At 67.9% G+C, this 16,085-nt stretch carries 18 protein-coding genes; 5 read left to right on the top strand and 13 right to left on the bottom strand.

Annotated features, from left to right (window positions below; genetic code table 11):
• Positions 1–22: 22 nt before the first annotated feature.
• From IP78_RS04015 to IP78_RS04000, 4 genes are all read right to left on the bottom strand, one after another.
• Positions 23–1,714 carry a cisplatin damage response ATP-dependent DNA ligase gene (locus tag IP78_RS04015; protein WP_054110427.1) on the bottom strand — a complete coding sequence of 564 codons (1,692 nt, stop codon included), beginning with the start codon at positions 1,712–1,714 and terminating at the stop codon, positions 23–25.
• 84 nt (positions 1,715–1,798) lie between these two features.
• Positions 1,799–2,323, bottom strand: a complete 525-nt coding sequence (locus IP78_RS04010) for an RcnB family protein (RefSeq protein WP_054110426.1) — start codon at positions 2,321–2,323, stop codon at positions 1,799–1,801.
• 96 nt (positions 2,324–2,419) lie between these two features.
• Positions 2,420–4,237, bottom strand: coding sequence for a response regulator (locus IP78_RS04005; protein WP_054110425.1), 1,818 nt, complete (start codon positions 4,235–4,237; stop codon positions 2,420–2,422).
• Positions 4,238–4,314: 77 nt separating this feature from the next.
• Positions 4,315–4,614 (bottom strand): BolA family transcriptional regulator, encoded by a 300-nt coding sequence (locus IP78_RS04000; RefSeq protein ID WP_054110457.1) that lies wholly within the window; start codon positions 4,612–4,614, stop codon positions 4,315–4,317.
• A gap of 45 nt (positions 4,615–4,659) precedes the next feature.
• Here IP78_RS04000 and IP78_RS03995 point away from each other — a divergent pair, with 45 nt between their 5' ends.
• The 3 genes from IP78_RS03995 to cobS all read left to right on the top strand — a co-directional run bounded on the left by IP78_RS03995 (position 4,660) and on the right by cobS (position 6,890).
• The gene (locus tag IP78_RS03995; protein ID WP_054110424.1) at positions 4,660–5,331 is read left to right on the top strand and encodes a J domain-containing protein; all 672 of its coding nucleotides are present in this window, start codon (positions 4,660–4,662) and stop codon (positions 5,329–5,331) included.
• Between the two features lie 61 nt (positions 5,332–5,392).
• The gene (locus IP78_RS03990) at positions 5,393–5,821 is read left to right on the top strand and encodes an Ohr family peroxiredoxin (RefSeq protein ID WP_054110423.1); all 429 of its coding nucleotides are present in this window, start codon (positions 5,393–5,395) and stop codon (positions 5,819–5,821) included.
• Between the two features lie 61 nt (positions 5,822–5,882).
• Positions 5,883–6,890 (top strand): cobaltochelatase subunit CobS, encoded by a 1,008-nt coding sequence (gene cobS, locus IP78_RS03985; protein WP_054110422.1) that lies wholly within the window; start codon positions 5,883–5,885, stop codon positions 6,888–6,890.
• A gap of 15 nt (positions 6,891–6,905) precedes the next feature.
• Here cobS and IP78_RS03980 read toward each other — a convergent pair whose 3' ends face one another.
• Positions 6,906–8,270: a PleD family two-component system response regulator gene (locus IP78_RS03980; protein ID WP_054110421.1), complete on the bottom strand. Its 1,365-nt coding sequence runs from the start codon at positions 8,268–8,270 to the stop codon at positions 6,906–6,908.
• 4 nt (positions 8,271–8,274) lie between these two features.
• Positions 8,275–8,658, bottom strand: a complete 384-nt coding sequence (locus IP78_RS03975) for a response regulator (RefSeq protein ID WP_054110420.1) — start codon at positions 8,656–8,658, stop codon at positions 8,275–8,277.
• A 141-nt stretch (positions 8,659–8,799) separates the two neighbouring features.
• On the opposite strand from IP78_RS03975, the gene IP78_RS03970 reads away from it, so the two are divergent.
• Entirely contained in the window at positions 8,800–10,053 is a 1,254-nt protein-coding gene (locus tag IP78_RS03970) for a DNA polymerase IV (RefSeq protein ID WP_054110419.1), read from the top strand.
• A gap of 23 nt (positions 10,054–10,076) precedes the next feature.
• The gene (locus IP78_RS03965; RefSeq protein WP_054110418.1) at positions 10,077–10,814 is read left to right on the top strand and encodes a polysaccharide deacetylase family protein; all 738 of its coding nucleotides are present in this window, start codon (positions 10,077–10,079) and stop codon (positions 10,812–10,814) included.
• 2 nt (positions 10,815–10,816) lie between these two features.
• Here the strand turns inward: IP78_RS03965 and IP78_RS03960 are convergent, their stop codons facing one another.
• The 7 genes from IP78_RS03960 to IP78_RS03930 all read right to left on the bottom strand — a co-directional run.
• Positions 10,817–11,254, bottom strand: a complete 438-nt coding sequence (locus tag IP78_RS03960; RefSeq protein ID WP_054110417.1) for an HIT family protein — start codon at positions 11,252–11,254, stop codon at positions 10,817–10,819.
• Between the two features lie 8 nt (positions 11,255–11,262).
• Positions 11,263–13,173 (bottom strand): 1-deoxy-D-xylulose-5-phosphate synthase, encoded by a 1,911-nt coding sequence (gene dxs / locus IP78_RS03955; protein ID WP_054110416.1) that lies wholly within the window; start codon positions 13,171–13,173, stop codon positions 11,263–11,265.
• Positions 13,174–13,238: 65 nt separating this feature from the next.
• Positions 13,239–14,144 (bottom strand): polyprenyl synthetase family protein, encoded by a 906-nt coding sequence (locus tag IP78_RS03950; RefSeq protein WP_054110415.1) that lies wholly within the window; start codon positions 14,142–14,144, stop codon positions 13,239–13,241.
• Positions 14,144–14,494 carry a tRNA-binding protein gene (locus IP78_RS03945; RefSeq protein ID WP_054110414.1) on the bottom strand — a complete coding sequence of 117 codons (351 nt, stop codon included), beginning with the start codon at positions 14,492–14,494 and terminating at the stop codon, positions 14,144–14,146. The genes IP78_RS03950 and IP78_RS03945 overlap by 1 nt, the downstream gene beginning before the upstream one ends.
• Positions 14,494–14,742 carry an exodeoxyribonuclease VII small subunit gene (locus IP78_RS03940; RefSeq protein WP_054110413.1) on the bottom strand — a complete coding sequence of 83 codons (249 nt, stop codon included), beginning with the start codon at positions 14,740–14,742 and terminating at the stop codon, positions 14,494–14,496. The genes IP78_RS03945 and IP78_RS03940 overlap by 1 nt, the downstream gene beginning before the upstream one ends.
• 47 nt (positions 14,743–14,789) lie before the next feature.
• On the bottom strand, positions 14,790–15,425 hold the full coding sequence (locus IP78_RS03935) for a histidine phosphatase family protein (RefSeq protein WP_054110456.1): 636 nt from the start codon (positions 15,423–15,425) through the stop codon (positions 14,790–14,792).
• Positions 15,426–15,481: 56 nt separating this feature from the next.
• Positions 15,482–16,085 (bottom strand): acetoin utilization protein (locus IP78_RS03930; RefSeq protein ID WP_054110412.1); only part of this gene is annotated, 604 nt, incomplete at its 5' end.

Genomic DNA, 16,085 nt, shown 5'->3' with positions numbered 1-16,085 from the left:
CTCAGCGAGCCTTTTTCGTGGGTCAGGTCGCCGTCGCGATCCGACCCCCACCGGTCTCGATCACATCCAGCAGGTCCATCACTTCATCGATGGTGGCGGCCTCTCGGGCAGGCTTGTCCCAGCGGATGCGGCTGACGCGCGGAAAGCGCATGGCGACGCCCGACTTGTGTCGCGGCGAGCGATTCAGACCCTCGAAGGCGACTTCCAGAACCAGGCCAAAGTCGCGCTCTGCCCGAACCGACCGGACCGGCCCGAACCGGTCGACCGTATGTTCCCGCACGAACTTGTCGAGCTGTTTCAGCTCCTCGTCGGTGAAGCCAAAGTAGGCCTTGCCCACAGGCGTCAGCGTTCCTTCCGGCGTCCAGACGCCAAAGGTGTAGTCGGAATAGAAGCTGGATCGTCGGCCGTGGCCACGCTGGGCGTACATCAGCACGGCGTCGATCGTGTGCGGATCGCGTTTCCACTTGAACCACGGCCCTTTCGGTCGGCCCGCGAGATAGGGACTGTCCCAGCGCTTGAGCATAAGCCCCTCGGCGGCCGCGCCCACCGGCGGGTCGGCACGAAGCCGCCCAAGCGCCGACCAGTCGGCATAGTCCACCAGAGGTGACAGGCTCAGACGTTCGCCGCCGTGCGCCGCGATCATGGCCTCCAGCCGCGCGCGGCGGTCCCTCAGCGGCAGGGGTCTCAGGTCGTCTCCATCCAGGGCCAGGGCGTCATAGGCGACGATGGCGGCGGGATGGGCGGCCAGGGCCTTGGCGTCGACCGTCTTGCGGTTCAGCCTCTGCTGCAGGTCTCCAAAGGGCGCGATCTGCCCGTCGCGCACGACGACCAGCTCTCCGTCGATCGCCCCTTCGAAGGTCAGGGCGACGACGACGTCGGGGAAGGCGGCGGCGATCTCGTCGCCCGTGCGGGAGTAGAGCCGTGTGACGCCACCCTCGTTGACCGCCTGCACGCGGATTCCGTCCCATTTCCACTCGGCGGCGTAGTCGATGGGGTCGAGCTTCTGGAAATCCACCGCCTCGTCGATCGCAACGGCCAGCATGACGGGACGGAAGCGGCCCGGCGCGTCCGGGCTCGGCCGATCGGCGCGGCCCTCCAGCCAGGCGAACAGATCAGCGTAGGGCGGATCGACCGCATGCCAGACCTCCTCGATCTCCGATACGTCGACGAGGGCCAAGGGCGTCACGGCCTCGCCGCCATCAGGATCAGGCGCGTCAGAGATCGCCTCCGGGCGGATCATCGCCGTCGCCGTCTTCGCAAGGCGGGCGGACAGGCCCACCCGCAGCGCCCCGGTGACCAGCTTCAGCAAGGCCCAACGGCCCTTGGGTTGAAGCGCGTCCAGCCAGCCTTCGATGAGGCTCTGCACCTCGCCACGCTTCGCCGTCCGCAAGGCCTCGACGACCTCGCCCAGCTGCGGCTCCCGGTTCGGGCGATGATTTGGGTCGGTCGGCCAGATCAAGGCGACGGTCTCGGCCAGATCACCGACGTAGTCATAGGACCAGCCGAACAGCACCGGATCCACCCGCGCCTCGACCGCCTTGCGGATCATGGCCGGCTTGGCAGCGTCGAAGGTCAGGTCGCCGGTCAGGGCCGCGAGCGCCCATCCACGGTCCGGATCAGGCGTCGCGCGCAGATAATCACGCAGGAGGACGAGCTTGACGTTCCTCGATCCCGTCAGGGCCAGGCGGTCCAGGAGTTCGGCGAATGCGCGCATCGGACCTCATCTAGGCACGGACCGGTCCAAACGCGAAAACGCCCCGGAGGTCTTCCTCCGGGGCGCGTCTTCGAGGCGCAGACCTTAGTTGAACAGGCCGGCGATGACCGCGGTGATCAGGCCACCGGCGATGGCGGCGAGCACGACGTCATTGCCATTGCGGACGTAGTGGTAGCCGTGGGGCGGCTGGCGCAGACCGTAGCGATTGTAATCGCGAATGACATAGCCGTTCACGTAGGCGCTCGGAATCCGCTGGCCGTAACCCCACTGGCGGGACTGATAGCCGCGCGGGGCGTAGTAGCGACCCACATTGTAGCGACGCTCGGCGCGCTGCCACCGCTCATAGGCGCGGGCCTGCTGGCGATAGTCCTGACGGTCCTCGCGGCGGTCCTCCCGCCACTCGCGACGGTCCCCGCGCCACTCACGACGATCCTCGCGCAGCTCCTGGCGATCATCGCGACGATCATCACGACGGTCGTCGCGGCGGTCCTGTCGTTGTTCCTGGCGGTCATTGCGATCATAGCGCGACTGGGCGTCAGCAGCCGAGGCGGTGGCCATCGAACCCGCTGCGATGAGGGCGGCCAGACTGGCGGTAATGAGCTTCTTCACGTCGGGTACTCCGGGGTGTGTCGGGAACTACCGACCTGTCATCACCCTAGGAGCCGGGTCTTGAGCCCGATCTGAACGACGCCGATCAGGCGAGGTTCAGGCCGCGGCCTGCTTTTCGTCGCATTCCGCCATTTTGCGGACGGCGTCGCGGCCCGATCCCACCGTCTGGATAAGTCGGGCGAGGGCGGCGAAATCGATGGGCTTGTTCAAATAGGCATCGGCCCCGGCTTGCAGACCCGCTTCGTGATCCTCGTGTCGCGCGGACGCAGAGAGCACGGCGACGGGCGTGTCCTGGTTGGCACCGGCCTCACGGATCAGGCGGGTCGCGGTCAGGCCGTCCATGACGGGCATGTTCACATCCATGATGATCAGGTCAAATCCCTGATCCGCGGCCAGATCGACCGCGATCTGCCCGTTCTCGGCCGCCGTCGTGGTGTGCCCCGCCGAGGTCAGCCAGGCCTCGAGGATCATGCGGTTGACCGGGTGGTCCTCGACGACCAGCACCGACAGGCTCTCGCCCTCGCCGCCATCGGCCTCGGCCGCCTCGATAGCGTGGATCGGCTTCCATTCCACCACCTCGGCCTCGACCGAGAGGGTAAAGGTCGAGCCGACGCCGACCGTGGAGGTCACGGTGATGTCGCCGCCCATGATGTTGGCCATGCGCCGCGCGATGGTCAGACCAAGACCCGTGCCGCCGAACTTGCGCGTCGAGGACACGTCGGCCTGGGTGAAAGGCTGGAACAGCCGCTCCAGGTCATCCGGCGCGATCCCGGCACCGCTGTCGGTCACGGCGAATTCGAAGGCGCAACGGCGATCGCTGATGCGGCGCGTGCGCACCACGTATTCAACCGCGCCAGTCTCCGTGAACTTCACGGCATTCGATAGCAGATTCTGGATGACCTGGCAGACGCGAAGGGGATCGCCGCGGACCACGGCGGGCGGATCGCCCTCGAACGTCGAACGGAACTCCAGGCCCTTGGCCTCGGCCTGAGCGACGAAAGGTCCCGTCACCCGGCGATGCAGGTCTTCCAGATTGATGTCGATGACCTCGAAGGTCATTTTGCCCGCCTCGATCTTGGTCATGTCGAGGATATCGTTCAGCAGGCTGAGCAGATTGTCGCCCGAGTTCCGGATGATCGACAGATATTCGCGCTGGGTCGCCTCGAGCCGCGTGGCGCTCAGCAGCTGGGCGGCCCCGAGCACCCCGTTCATGGGCGTGCGCAGTTCGTGGGAGATGACGCCGAGGAAGCTGGACTTGGCCTGGTTGGCAGCGTCGGCCTTGTCGCGGGCGGCCTGCAGCTCCTCGATCAGATGGGCCTGATGCTCCTGGAAGGCCTTGATGCGCTCCTCACGCAGCATGGTCATGGTGACGAGCACAAACAGGCCAGCCGCCGTGAACGGCATGATGGCCAGAAAGGGCCAGAACTCGGGCGTGCCCCAGGTGCTGGCCACAATGATGATGGCCGCGAGCGAATAGGGCGACGAAATCACAATGGCTTGCTTGGGCGAGCTGCGCAGCTGGGAGAAGACCAGCACATAGCCGCCGATCAACAGGGCGACCGCCAGGGAGTGGCCGAAGACGTGATCAGAAAACCATGCGAGCAACGGTGCCGAAGCCCAGGCCGCGGTGGTGACCGTGGCTATGGCGGGGAACACCAGGCCCCAGCCGGCCGTCACCTTGTCAGCCATTCGACGTTCAAACGCGCCACGCACCGCGCCCGCCGCGACGGTGCCGCAGAACCAGACCCCGGCCTCCAGTCCGCCGACGGTCGCCAGCAGCGCCAGCGCCCAGCTCGCGATGATCAGGTAGCGCAGATACTGCGTCTGCAGGATGGCCGTGAGGGCTTGGGCGGCCTCGCCCGCAGCGCCTTGCCCGGCACCGAGGCTCTTTCCGATCTCCTCGGACCCAACCATCCCTACCCCGTCGTGCAAACAGTCCCGAATGCGACGCTAGGGCGAACCTTCTAAGACGGGGTGAACAACGGTTGTCGTCAGTCCACGACCTCGGACGGGGTCATTGCCCGGATCGACAGAGCGTGGACAGGACCCGCCAGTTCCTCGGCCAGCAGAGTATTGACGGCGCGCTGGCGACCGACGCGGCTCTGTCCCTCGAACGCCGCCGACACCACCGTCAGATTGAAGTGGCTTTCGCCGCCGGGCCTGGCGTCCATGCCGCCCTCGTGGTGGTGACCAGCGTGGCGGGCGCTGTCGTCCTCAATCTCCAGCCGCGTCGGAGCAAGCGCCGCCGTCAGCTTGTTGCGGATAATCGTCGCGATCGGGCCTTCGGCCATGCGCTGTTCCTTGATGGTGACCAAATCGACCTTACACTGGGGTCGATGCCTGCTTCGTTCCAGTACAAACCCCGCTTCAAGGACATGCGGATCAAGCCGCCGCGCCCCGAGGAGGAGGAAGCGGAGGCCGACGTCCTGCGTCTGAAGCCCGGCGAGAAGCCCTGCCAATGGCCGGACTGCACCCGCGCCGCCACGGCCAAGGCGCCTAAGTCGCGTGAACGGCTGAACGAGTTCTACGACTTCTGTCAGCCGCATGCGGGCGAATACAACAAGGGCTGGAACTTCTACGCCGGCATGACCGAAGGCCAGATCCGCGCCGCCCAAGAGCGCGAGGCCATGACGGGCGGGCGCCCGACCTGGGAGATGAAGGCGGGCAAGTTCTCACGCGAAGCCGCCGCCTTCGCCGCCAAGATGGGCACGGCCAACACCGGTGGGAGTGGCGGTTGGCACGACAGCTTCGGCCTGTTCGGTCGGCGCGTGCGCGAACAGGCGGCCGCCGAGGAAGAGGGTCTGCGGCTGGGCAAGCTGGAGCGCCAGGCGCTCGCGGACCTCGATCTGGACGCCCGCACTGACAAGGCGGCAGTCAAGGCGCGCTATCATGAGCTGCTGAAACGCTTCCACCCGGACCTGAACCAGGGCGACCGTGGCGCCGAAGCCAAGCTCCAGCGCGTCATCAAGGCGTACAAGACGCTGAAGAAGGCGGGGATGGCGAACTAGGCCCCTCGCGCCGGAGCCGCGACGCACTAGATACGGCTCCCACCCCCACAGGAGCCCTCTCATGGACGTTCTCTACAAGGCCCACGCCACCGCTTCGGGCGGAGGCCGCGCCGGCGGCCGGTCGTACACCGACGACGGCAAGATCGACGTGGCCCTGTCCGTTCCGGCGGCCATGGGCGGCGACGACGGCCCGGGCACCAATCCGGAACAGCTGTTCGCCGTGGGATACGCCGCCTGCTACCTGGGAGCGTTGCGTCTGGTTAGCCAGCAGGCCGGAACGCCGGTCGGGCCGAACACCCAGGTCCACTCCGGCATCGGCTTCGGCAAGAACGACCGGGGCGAGGGCTACAACATCTCGGTCGACCTGAAGGTCACCGACCACGGGCTGGACAAAGCCACGATCGACGCCCTGATCGCCAAGGCGCATCAGGTCTGCCCCTACTCCAACGCCACGCGCGGCAACGTCGACGTCGACCTGTCGGCGGAATAACCGCACCCGAAGTGGCCGCGCGCGTGTTGAGCCGCGCGCGCGGCACCTCTAGAGGAGCGACATGGCTCCCTCTCCGCTCGACGCTTCGCCCGATCCGCTCCTGACGTTCGAACCGCACCGCAAGATCTCGGTGCGCGAGGCCTTCGGCGTCGATTCCGACATGACCGTGCCCTGCTTCGATCCGGGCGACAGCCATGTGCCCGAGGTCGATCCCGCCTATCGCTTCGATCCGCAGACCACGCTGGCCATCTGCGCCGGCTTCGCCCACGACCGCCGGGTCATGGTCCAGGGCTATCATGGCACCGGCAAGTCGACGCACATCGAACAGGTCGCGGCGCGCCTGAACTGGCCCCTGGTTCGGGTGAACCTGGACAGCCACGTCAGCCGCATCGACCTGGTCGGCAAGGACGCCATCGTCCTGAAGGACGGCAAGCAGGTCACCGAGTTCCGCGAGGGCATGCTGCCGTGGGCCATCCAGCGGCCCATCGCGCTGGTGTTCGACGAGTACGACGCCGGCCGACCGGACGTGATGTTCGTGATCCAGCGCGTGCTGGAGGCGCAGGGCCGCCTGACCCTGCTGGATCAGAACCGGGTGATCCGGCCCAACAAGTGGTTCCGCCTGTTCGCCACGACCAACACCATCGGCCTGGGCGACACCTCGGGCCTGTATCACGGCACACAGCAGATCAATCAGGGCCAGATGGACCGCTGGTCGATCGTGACGACCCTGAACTACCTCGACCACGACGTGGAGGCCGAGATCGTCGCCGCCAAGGTGCCAGAGTGGGCTGACGCCGAGGGCCGGAGGAAGATCGCCGCCATGGTCCGCGTCGCCGACATGACGCGCAACGCCTTCATGAACGGCGACATCTCGACGGTCATGAGCCCGCGCACGGTCATCACATGGGCCCAGAACGCCCAGATCTTCGGCGGCGACCTGGGCCTGAGCTTCCGCCTGACGTTCCTGAACAAGTGCGACGAGCTGGAGCGGCCGACGATCGCGGAGTTCTACCAGCGAGCGTTCGGAGAGGACCTGCCTGAGGCGGCGGTGCGGGTGAAGATCGGCTAGTTGGCCGCTGCTCGGTCAGGCGGCCCGCACCACAACCCGATCACGGCCGGCGGCCTTGGCTTCATAGACGCCTTCGTCGGCGCGCTTGAGCAGGGCTTCGGGCGTATCGCCGGGGCCGGTGCAGGCCGCGACGCCGATCGAGATGGTCACGGTCAGAAGCTCGCGGCCGCTCATCACGCGAAACGGCGTGGAGCCCACGTCTCGGCGGATGCGCTCGGCGATGCGGCGCGCGTCCTCCATGTCGGTTCCCGGCATGACGACGACGAACTCCTCGCCCCCCAGGCGACACGGCAGGTCGACGGCGCGGACGTTGGTGGCCAGGCGCACGGCGAACTCACGCAGAACCTCGTCGCCCGCGTCATGGCCGAAGCCGTCGTTGACCGCCTTGAAGTGGTCGATGTCGAGCACCAGCACCGACACGGGCTCCCCGCCGAGCGCCGACCGACTGACGAAGCCCTGCAGCTGGCCGGCCATGTAGCGGCGGTTATGCAGACCCGTGAGCGCGTCAGTGACCGCCATCTCCAGGCTGTAGTCCAGCTTCTCGCGCAGGAAGTCGGTATAGCGCTTGCGTCGGACCTGGGTACGGGCGCGAGCGGCGAGTTCCTCGGCATCGACCGGCTTGGTCAGCAGGTCGGTGACGCCCAGATCCAAGGCCTTGACCAGACGCGGCCGGTCGGTTGGATCGACGACGGCGAGGATGGGCAAGTGGCGCGTGCTCTCGGTGGACCGCACCTGGGCGACCAGGCGGAGGCCGTCGAACTCGGATGCCGCGACGTTGACGATGAGCAAGTCATTCGGCCCCTTGGCGGCGGCGAGGCCCGCGACCGGGTCGGTCTCGACCGTCGGCCGGTGCTCTTTTGACAGCACCTCCACCATCTTCTCGGCCTGGCGCGCGTTGTCATCGACGATCAGGATGCGGCCGCCAGAGCCCTTCAGACGCCCCGCCTTGTCGGCGCTGACGCCGAGACGGCGGCTGGACTCCTCGCGCTCGCGCAGCTCGTCCATGATGAGCTTCAGCCGCGTCAGCGACTTGACCCGGGCGAACAGGACGACGTCATCGATCGGCTTGGTGACAAAGTCATCGGCCCCCGCCTCCAGCCCCTTGATGCGGTCCTCACGGCCATCGAGCGCGGTCACGAGCACGACAGGAATGTGAGACGTGACTGGATCGGCCTTGATGCGGCGGCAGGTCTCGAACCCGTCCATCCCGGGCATCATGACGTCCAGCAGGATGATGTCGGGCCGCTCCTCCGCCGCGATGCGGATCGCCGTCGGGCCGTCCGACGCCGTCAGGACGTCGTAGTACTCGATCGTCAGCTTGGCCTCGAGCAGGCGGACGTTGGCGTCCACGTCATCGACGACCAGAACGCGCGCGACCATCGGCTCAGCCCACCGTCTCGGGCTGGTTCAGGTGCTTCTTCACCGTGTCCAGGAAATGCATCACCGAGATCGGCTTGGAGATGTAGGCCTCGCAGCCGCCCTGACGAATGCGCTCCTCGTCGCCCTTCATGGCGAAGGCGGTGACGGCGATGACCGGGATGTGGGCCAGCTCCTCATCATCCTTGAGCCATTTGGTGACCTCGAGGCCGCTGATCTCGGGCAGCTGGATGTCCATCAGGATCAGGTCGGGCATGTGCTGGCGCGCCAGGGCCATCGCCTGCAGACCTTCGCGGGTCTGCAGGGTCTGATACCCCTGGGAATCGAGCAGATCATGAAAGAGCTTCATGTTCAGCTCGTTATCCTCGACGATGAGGACTTTCTTGGACATCACCACCCGGTGTTCGGCGCGCGGCACGATGGGCCGACTTCGGTTCCGAACCTACCGATCCAGTCTTAAGTTGGCGTGAAGCGGGGCGCGGACCCGCGCCGGGGCAACACCCGAGGTCCGCGACCCCTGTCTTGGGAAGCGATGAAGAGCATCTGCCGCGAGTGTCTGTGGACCGGTGACGAGGCCGTGGCGAGGTGCCCAGCCTGCGGCTCGCCCCGCGTGGCGTCGGACCCGGAGCTGGACCAGCTGTCGATCGCCCATCTGGATTGCGACGCCTTCTATGCCTCGGTCGAGAAGCGCGACCGGCCGGAGCTGCGCGACAAGCCGGTGATCGTAGGCGGCGGCGTGCGGGGCGTGGTGACGACCGCCTGCTACATCGCGCGCCTGTATGGCGTGGGCTCGGCCATGCCGATGTTCAAGGCGCTGAAGGCCTGCCCCGACGCGGTGGTCATCAAGCCGAACTTCGCCAAGTACACGGAGGAGTCGCGGCGCATCTTCGCCATGGTGCGGGAACTGACGCCGCTGGTGCAGACTCTGTCGCTGGACGAGGCCTGGATCGATCTGTCGGGCACCGAGCGGCTGAACGGCGGGTCGCCGGCGTTGCAGCTGGTCCGATTGCAGAAGCGGATCGAGGTGGAGACAGGGCTGACGGTCTCGATCGGCCTGGCGCCGAACCGCTTCCTCGCCAAGATCGCGTCGGAGCTGGACAAGCCGCGCGGCTTCTCCGTCATCGGGGTGGCGAACGCCCAGGCGCTGCTGGCCCCCAAGTCCGTGCGGGTGCTGCCCGGCGTCGGGCCGGTGTTCGGCAAGACCCTGGTGTCGGACGGCTACGCCACGGTCGGCGACCTGGCGGCGGCGGACGTGCGCGATCTGGTGAAACGCTACGGCGAGACCGGTTTGCGTCTGCACGACCTCAGCCACGCCCGCGACGCCCGGTCGGTGAACCCCGAGCACGACCGGCGCGGCATGAGCGCGGAGAACACCTTCAACACCGACCTGACGACGGCCGAAGACCTGGAGGCCGAGCTCTGGCCCCTGTGCGAGAAGGTGGCGTCCAAGGCCCGGCGCGACGGCGTGGCCAGCCGGGTGATCGTGCTGAAGCTGCGCCGCACGGACTTCAAGATCGTGACGCGCCGCAAGACCCTGCCCGAACCGGTGCAGACGGCGCGCGCCCTGTTCGCCGTCGGACGTGAACTGCTGAAGCCGGAGCTGGGCCGCCCCTATCGCCTGATCGGCATCGGCATGGCCGACATCCACGACGCCGAGGACGCGCCGGAGGGCCTGTTCGCCTCCGCAGAAACCAGGGCGCTGAAGGCCGAGACGACCATCGACGCGCTGCGAGCGAAGTTCGGCGCCGGCGCAGTGGTGGCCGGGCGGGCGTTGAAGCGGCCTTAAGGCTCGGCGGCTAGGGTGAGCCCATGTCCGCCTTTGTCGACAAGATGCGCCGCCGGGTCGGCCGGTGGCTGGATCAGAGGCCCATGCGCGTCGCGCCGGAGCGCGGCGTCTTCAGCCTGTCGTTCGACGACATCCCCGAGACCGCCTGGACCGAAGCCGGGCCGATCCTGGCCGAGCACGGCGTCAAGGCGACCTACTACGTCTGCGGCGGGCTGGAGAGCGGCGAGAACCTGGGCCTGCCCCAGTTCACGACGGCGCACCTCCAGGCCCTGTTCGAGGCCGGCCACGAAGTCGGGTGCCACACCTTCAGCCATCTGAGCGCGCTGCGCGCCACGCCGGGCGCCTACGCCGCCGATCTGGACCGCAACGCCTACTGGGTCGCCGAACGGCTGGACGGCCATGTGATGACGACCTTCGCCTGGCCCTATGGCGACGTGTCCCTGACCGCCAAGGCGGTCGCGGCGGAGCGGTTCCAGCTGGCGCGCGGCGTGCGGGACGGGGTCAACGCAGGCCGGGCGGACGCAGCGGCGGCGCAAGCCATCGGGCTCGAGAGTCGTCGGCTGCCGGGCTACGATCTGGAGGCGTTAATGGCCGAGACGGCGAACAGGCGAGGCTGGCTGATCGCCTATGGCCACGACGTGATGGATGGGCCGACGCCGTACGGCTGCACCCCCGACGATCTGGACCGGGTGATCCGGCTGGCGAAGGCGGCGGGTCTCGACATCCTGCCGGTCGGGCAGGCTCTGGCGCGGATGAACTGACCTCAGGCCAGAGCGGCGCTGATCTTCGCCGCCGTCGCCTTCAGCTGATCGATGTCCGCCATGCCGCCCTGACCGTGGCCCTTGAGCGGCCGGTCGGCCCAGCGGGGGATGACGTGGAAATGCAGGTGGAAGACGGTCTGGCCGCCCGCTTCGCCGTTGAACTGCATGATCGACACGCCGTCACAGCCGAGCGCCTGAACGACGGCCTTGGCCACCCTCTGCGTCGCGGCGGCGAGACGGCTCAGCACCTCGGGCTCGACCTCCAGCAGGGTGCGGGCGGTCGAGGTCTTCGAGATGATCAGGACGTGCCCCTCGGACTGGGGAAACACGTCCATGAAGGCCAGGACGGCGTCGTCCTCGAACACCTTCACTGCCGGCATCTCGCCGCGCAGGATCTTGGCGAAGACGTTCGACGGATCGTAGGGGGCGTGGAGCGTCATGCGAGAGCTCAGGCGCGCGCGGCGCCCCTCGCCTGCTCGACGCCCAGCGCCTTCAGGGCGGTGGCGGCGATGTGCTCGGCGTTCAGGCCGGCCTCGGCATACTGGGCGGCGGGGGCGTCCTGATCCTGGAAGACGTCGGGCAGGTGCATGGTGCGGACCTTCAGGCCCGCGTCCAGCGCGCCCTCGGACGCCAGGAACTGGAGCACGAAGGCGCCGAAACCGCCCATGGCGCCTTCCTCGATCGTGATGAGGGCCTCGTGCTCGCGCGCCAGACGCGTGATCAGGTCGTGGTCCAGAGGCTTGGCGAAACGGGCGTCGGCGACGGTCGCCGAGATGCCGTGGGCGGCCAGCAGATCGGCGGCCTTCAGCGTCTCCTGCAGACGGGTGCCGAAGCTGAGCAGGGCGACGGCCGTGCCTTCCCGAACGATGCGGCCCTTGCCGATCTCCAGCGGGGCGGCCAGCTCGGGGATCTCCACGCCGACCCCGTCGCCGCGCGGGTAGCGGAAGGCGGACGGGCGGTCGTCGATCTCGCAGGCGGTGGCGATCATGGCGGCCAGATCGGCCTCGTCGGCGGCGGCCATCAGCACCATGCCGGGCAGCGCGCCCATGTAGCCGATGTCGAACGAGCCCGCATGGGTGCAGCCGTCGGCGCCCACCAGACCTGCCCGGTCCATGGCGAAGCGCACCGGCAGGGACTGGATCGCCACGTCGTGGACGACCTGGTCGTAGCCGCGCTGGAGGAAGGTCGAATAGATGGCGCAGAACGGCTTCATCCCGTCCGCCGCCAGACCGGCCGCGAAGGTCACGGCGTGCTGCTCGGCGATGCCGACGTCGTAGGTGCGGCTGGGGAAGGCCTGACCGAAAAGGTCCAGACCCGTGCCCGACGGCATGGCGGCGGTGATGGCGACGATCTTCGGATCGCGCTCGGCCCGCTTGATCAACTCGGTCCCGAAGACCTTGGTGTAGCTCGGCGCGTTGGAGACGGACTTGTTCTGCTTGCCCGACACCACGTCGAACTTGACCACGGCGTGCAGCTTGTCGGCGCTGCTCTCGGCCGGCGCGTAGCCCTTGCCCTTCTGGGTCACGACATGGACCACTACCGGGCGGTCGGTGATGTTGGCCGCGTTCCTGAGGATGGGCACCAGGTTGTCGAGGTCATGCCCGTCGACCGGCCCGATGTAGTAGAAGCCCAGCTCCTCGAAGAAGGTGCCGCCCGTGATCATGCCCCGGGCATATTCCTCGGCCTTTCGCGCCGCCTCGCGGAAGGGACGCGGCATGTGCTCGGCGACCTTCTTCCCGAACTGGCGGAAGTTCTGATAGGCGCCGCCCGAGACCTGCTTGGCCAGATAGGCGCTCATGCCGCCCACCGGCGGGGCGATCGACATGTCGTTGTCGTTGAGGATGACGGTCAGCTGGCCGGTCGTCTCGGCCGCGTTGTTCATCGCCTCATAGGCCATGCCGGCGGACATGGAGCCGTCGCCGATCACGGCCACGACCTTGTTCTTCTTGCCCTGCTGGTCACGCGCGGCGGCGAACCCCAGCGCGGCCGAGATGGAGGTCGAGGCATGGGCCGCGCCGAACGGGTCGTATTCGCTCTCGGACCGCTTGGTGAAGCCCGACAGGCCGCCACCCTGGCGCAGGGTGCGGATGCGGTCGCGGCGTCCGGTCAGGATCTTGTGCGGATAGCACTGATGCCCGACGTCCCAGATCAGGATGTCGTCGGGGGTGTTGTAGACGTGGTGCAGGGCCACGGTCAGCTCGACCACGCCCAGACCGGCCCCCAGGTGCCCGCCGGTGACGGAGACGGCGTCGATGGTCTCGGCCCTGAGTTCATCGGCCAGCTGCTTCAGCTGGGCGATGTCGAACCCGCGCGTGTCGGCGGGATACTGAACCTTGTCGAGAAGCGGCGTGTCGGTCATCGGGACGGAAGAGCCTTTGGTTTCTTGTCGATGGCGTCGGCTTCGATCGACCGACGTCCTCCCTGTCAGGACCGACGGTTTAGCACGAAGTCCACGCTCGCCTTGAGGTTTTCGGCGTCAACGCCGAACACGTCCAGATGGGCGCGGGCCTGATCGGCCAGGTGAGCGACGCGATGCCGCGCCTGATCGACCCCGAGCAGCGTCACGAAGTTGGTCTTGCCCTGGGCTGCGTCCTTCTGGGCCGCCTTGCCGAGTTCGGCCTCGTCTCCGTCGAAATCCAGCAGGTCGTCGACGATCTGATAGGCCAGGCCGATGTCGTGGGCGAAGTTCATCAGGGCCTGCTGATGCCGCTCCTCGGCCTTGGCCACGATCAGCGGAATTTCGAAGGCGTAGGTGAACAGGGCGCCGGTCTTCAGTCTCTGCATCCGGGCGACACCACCGAGGTCGTCGCGCACACCGAGCAGGTCGATCATCTGTCCCCCGGCCATCCCGCGCGCGCCGGAGGCCAGCGACAGGCGGGCCGCGAGCGCGCAGCGGACCTCGGCGTCCTCATGGGTGTCGCGGTGCAGGATTATGTCGAAAGCGGCGGTCTGAAGCGCGTCCCCGGCCAGCACGGCGGTCGCCTCGTCATAGGCCCGATGCAGCGTCGGGCGGCCCCGGCGCATGTCGTCGTCGTCCATGCAGGGCAGGTCGTCGTGAACCAGGCTGTAGGCGTGGACGCATTCCAGCGCGCAAGCCGCGCGCAGCACCGGCCGTTCCTCGATGTCGAACAGCCGCGACGCCTCCATGGCGAAGTAAGGCCGCAGCCGCTTTCCCGGTCCCAGCGCCGCATAGCGCATGGCCTCGGTCAGCCGCGATTCCGGGCCGTCGGCGCGGGGCAGCAGTTCATCGAGCGCGACCGTCACCATGTCGGCGACCTCGGCCACCCGCTCGGCGACGCTCTGGACAGGGGCGTTGGCGGCCAGCCTCATCAGAACAGTCTCCCCCCGTTCGGCACGTCTCGATCCACGCCCACCAGAACCACTTCGCCGTCCTTGTCCGGAAAGCCGAGCGTCAGCACCTCGGACATGAAGGGCCCGATCTGGCGCGGCGGGAAGTTGACCACGGCCGCGACCTTGCGGCCAGTCAGCTGGTCGGTCGTATAGTGGCGGGTGATCTGGGCCGACGACTGCTTGACGCCGACGTCCGGGCCTAAGTCGATGGTCAGCTTATAGGCAGGCTTCCTCGCCTCCGGGAACGGCTCGGCGCGCACGACCTCGCCCACGCGCACGTCGACCTTCATGAAGTCGTCGAAGGTGATGCGTTCGGCAACGGCGGCCATCAGTTGAACTCGGCCGGTTCGAGACCCTTGGCGGTGCCGTCGGCCCCGACCACGATCTTGTCGACCCGCAGCTGGGCCGCCTTGAGTCGCGCCTCGCAGTGCGCCTTCAGCCGCGCGCCCTCCTCATAGAGGGTGATCGACTCTTCCAACGGGGCCTGGCCTGACTCCAGGCGCGAGACGATCGTCTCGAGCCGCGACAGGGCGTCTTCGAAGGAAAGGTCGGCGGGGACGGCGGAAGCATCTGACATCGGTGCCGACCCTAGAGGGGCCTCGCTTTCGCTTCAACGGGGAAGCGTCACGCCCGCTCGTAGCGGCGCTGGCTCCAATACTTGAAGCCTTGATTGTGAACGAGCTTCCAACCGTCGGCCTTCAGCCGCCGCCCGACCATGTGGTTGAAATAGCCGTGGGCGAGGACCAGCACGTCCTCTCCGGCCTCGGCGCGGGCGATCAGCAGCTGGGCGGCGCGTTCGGCGCGGGCCTCGGCTTCCCGGCGGGTCTCCTGGCCGTCGTGGTGGTCGAAAGCGTGCCACCAGAAGCGAGCCACCGCCCCCCAGTATTTGGGCGGCAGCTTGAACCAGCTGGGGAAATGCGGCGGCGGCAGGGGCGCCTCGATGAACAGGACGTCGGAGACCACGGCGCGACCTGCGGAGACGGCGACGGCGGTTTCCTGGGCGCGCTGGCGGGTGGAGGCGAAGATGACGCCTGCCCCCTGAGCGGTGGCCAACAGTTCGGCTGGCGGGGTCTGGCCCGCGAGCAAACCGCCCTGCTCATACTTGGCCCACCAGTCGCGGTACTGGTCCGACGTCAGATAGCATTTCCGCGACAGGGCGGGCTCGCCGTGGCGCGCCAGGGTGATCGAGCCGATCCGGCCGGGCGTTTCCGGCGCGCGCGGCGCGACCGGCTCGGGAACGGCGAGGTCGATACGATTCATCTGAAGGGTGTCGGGGCTCATGGCGCGAGGGGCGGCGTCGGCGACGCGTCTGGTCCTCAGTCCTCCCCCAAAGCCCGCACATGAGCAGCGGCCGAGCGGCCGAGCCCCTCGAGGTCGTAGCCCCCCTCCAGCGACGACACAACCTTGCCCCTGCATCGCCGCCGCGCGACCTCCAGCACCGCCCGCGTCGCCCAGGCGAAATCCTCGGCCTCGAGGCTCTGGTGGGCGAGCGGATCGCGGCGATGGGCGTCGAAGCCCGCGGAAATCAGGATCAGATCCGGCTCGAAAGCATCGAGCGCGGGCATCAGTCCGCCTGCGAAGGTCGCTCGCCATGATTCGCGCGCGGCATGGGGCTCGACCGGCGCGTTAACGACATTGCCGACGCCGGTCTCGTGCGGCGCCCCCGTGCCTGGATAGAGAGGCATCTGGTGGATGGAGGCGAAGAACAGGCTCGAGTCTGCCTCGAACGCCGCCTGGGTGCCGTTGCCGTGGTGGACGTCGAAATCGACGACGGCGACCCTGGGCATGCCCAGCGACTGGGCCACGCGCGCGGCGACGGCGACGGACGAGAACAGGCAGAAGCCCATCGCGCGGTCCGGCTCCGCATGATGGCCAGGCGGGCGCACGGCGGCGAAGGCGCGGGCGGTCTGGCCGCCCGCC

This window comes from Brevundimonas sp. AAP58 (assembly GCF_001295975.1).
Taxonomy (GTDB): Bacteria; Pseudomonadota; Alphaproteobacteria; order Caulobacterales; family Caulobacteraceae; genus Brevundimonas.
Note: the sequence above shows the minus strand (reverse complement) of the source record. Positions and strands in the feature narration are given on the sequence as shown.

Bases quoted from the DNA above. Each gene is read 5' to 3' on its own strand.
- IP78_RS04000 (WP_054110457.1), bottom strand. From the start codon at position 4,614: ATGGCCGAAGGCCCGATCGCGACGATTATCCGCAACAAGCTGACGGCG.
- IP78_RS03970 (WP_054110419.1), top strand. From the start codon at position 8,800: ATGAAGAGCATCTGCCGCGAGTGTCTGTGGACCGGTGACGAGGCCGTG.
- cobS (WP_054110422.1), top strand. From the start codon at position 5,883: ATGGCTCCCTCTCCGCTCGACGCTTCGCCCGATCCGCTCCTGACGTTC.
- IP78_RS04015 (WP_054110427.1), bottom strand. From the start codon at position 1,714: ATGCGCGCATTCGCCGAACTCCTGGACCGCCTGGCCCTGACGGGATCG.
- IP78_RS03935 (WP_054110456.1), bottom strand. From the start codon at position 15,425: ATGAATCGTATCGACCTCGCCGTTCCCGAGCCGGTCGCGCCGCGCGCG.
- IP78_RS03965 (WP_054110418.1), top strand. From the start codon at position 10,077: ATGTCCGCCTTTGTCGACAAGATGCGCCGCCGGGTCGGCCGGTGGCTG.
- IP78_RS03940 (WP_054110413.1), bottom strand. From the start codon at position 14,742: ATGTCAGATGCTTCCGCCGTCCCCGCCGACCTTTCCTTCGAAGACGCC.
- IP78_RS03990 (WP_054110423.1), top strand. From the start codon at position 5,393: ATGGACGTTCTCTACAAGGCCCACGCCACCGCTTCGGGCGGAGGCCGC.
- IP78_RS03945 (WP_054110414.1), bottom strand. From the start codon at position 14,494: ATGGCCGCCGTTGCCGAACGCATCACCTTCGACGACTTCATGAAGGTC.
- IP78_RS03980 (WP_054110421.1), bottom strand. From the start codon at position 8,270: ATGGTCGCGCGCGTTCTGGTCGTCGATGACGTGGACGCCAACGTCCGC.
- IP78_RS03960 (WP_054110417.1), bottom strand. From the start codon at position 11,254: ATGACGCTCCACGCCCCCTACGATCCGTCGAACGTCTTCGCCAAGATC.
- IP78_RS04005 (WP_054110425.1), bottom strand. From the start codon at position 4,237: ATGGTTGGGTCCGAGGAGATCGGAAAGAGCCTCGGTGCCGGGCAAGGC.
- dxs (WP_054110416.1), bottom strand. From the start codon at position 13,173: ATGACCGACACGCCGCTTCTCGACAAGGTTCAGTATCCCGCCGACACG.
- IP78_RS03950 (WP_054110415.1), bottom strand. From the start codon at position 14,144: ATGAGGCTGGCCGCCAACGCCCCTGTCCAGAGCGTCGCCGAGCGGGTG.
- IP78_RS03975 (WP_054110420.1), bottom strand. From the start codon at position 8,658: ATGTCCAAGAAAGTCCTCATCGTCGAGGATAACGAGCTGAACATGAAG.
- IP78_RS03995 (WP_054110424.1), top strand. From the start codon at position 4,660: ATGCCTGCTTCGTTCCAGTACAAACCCCGCTTCAAGGACATGCGGATC.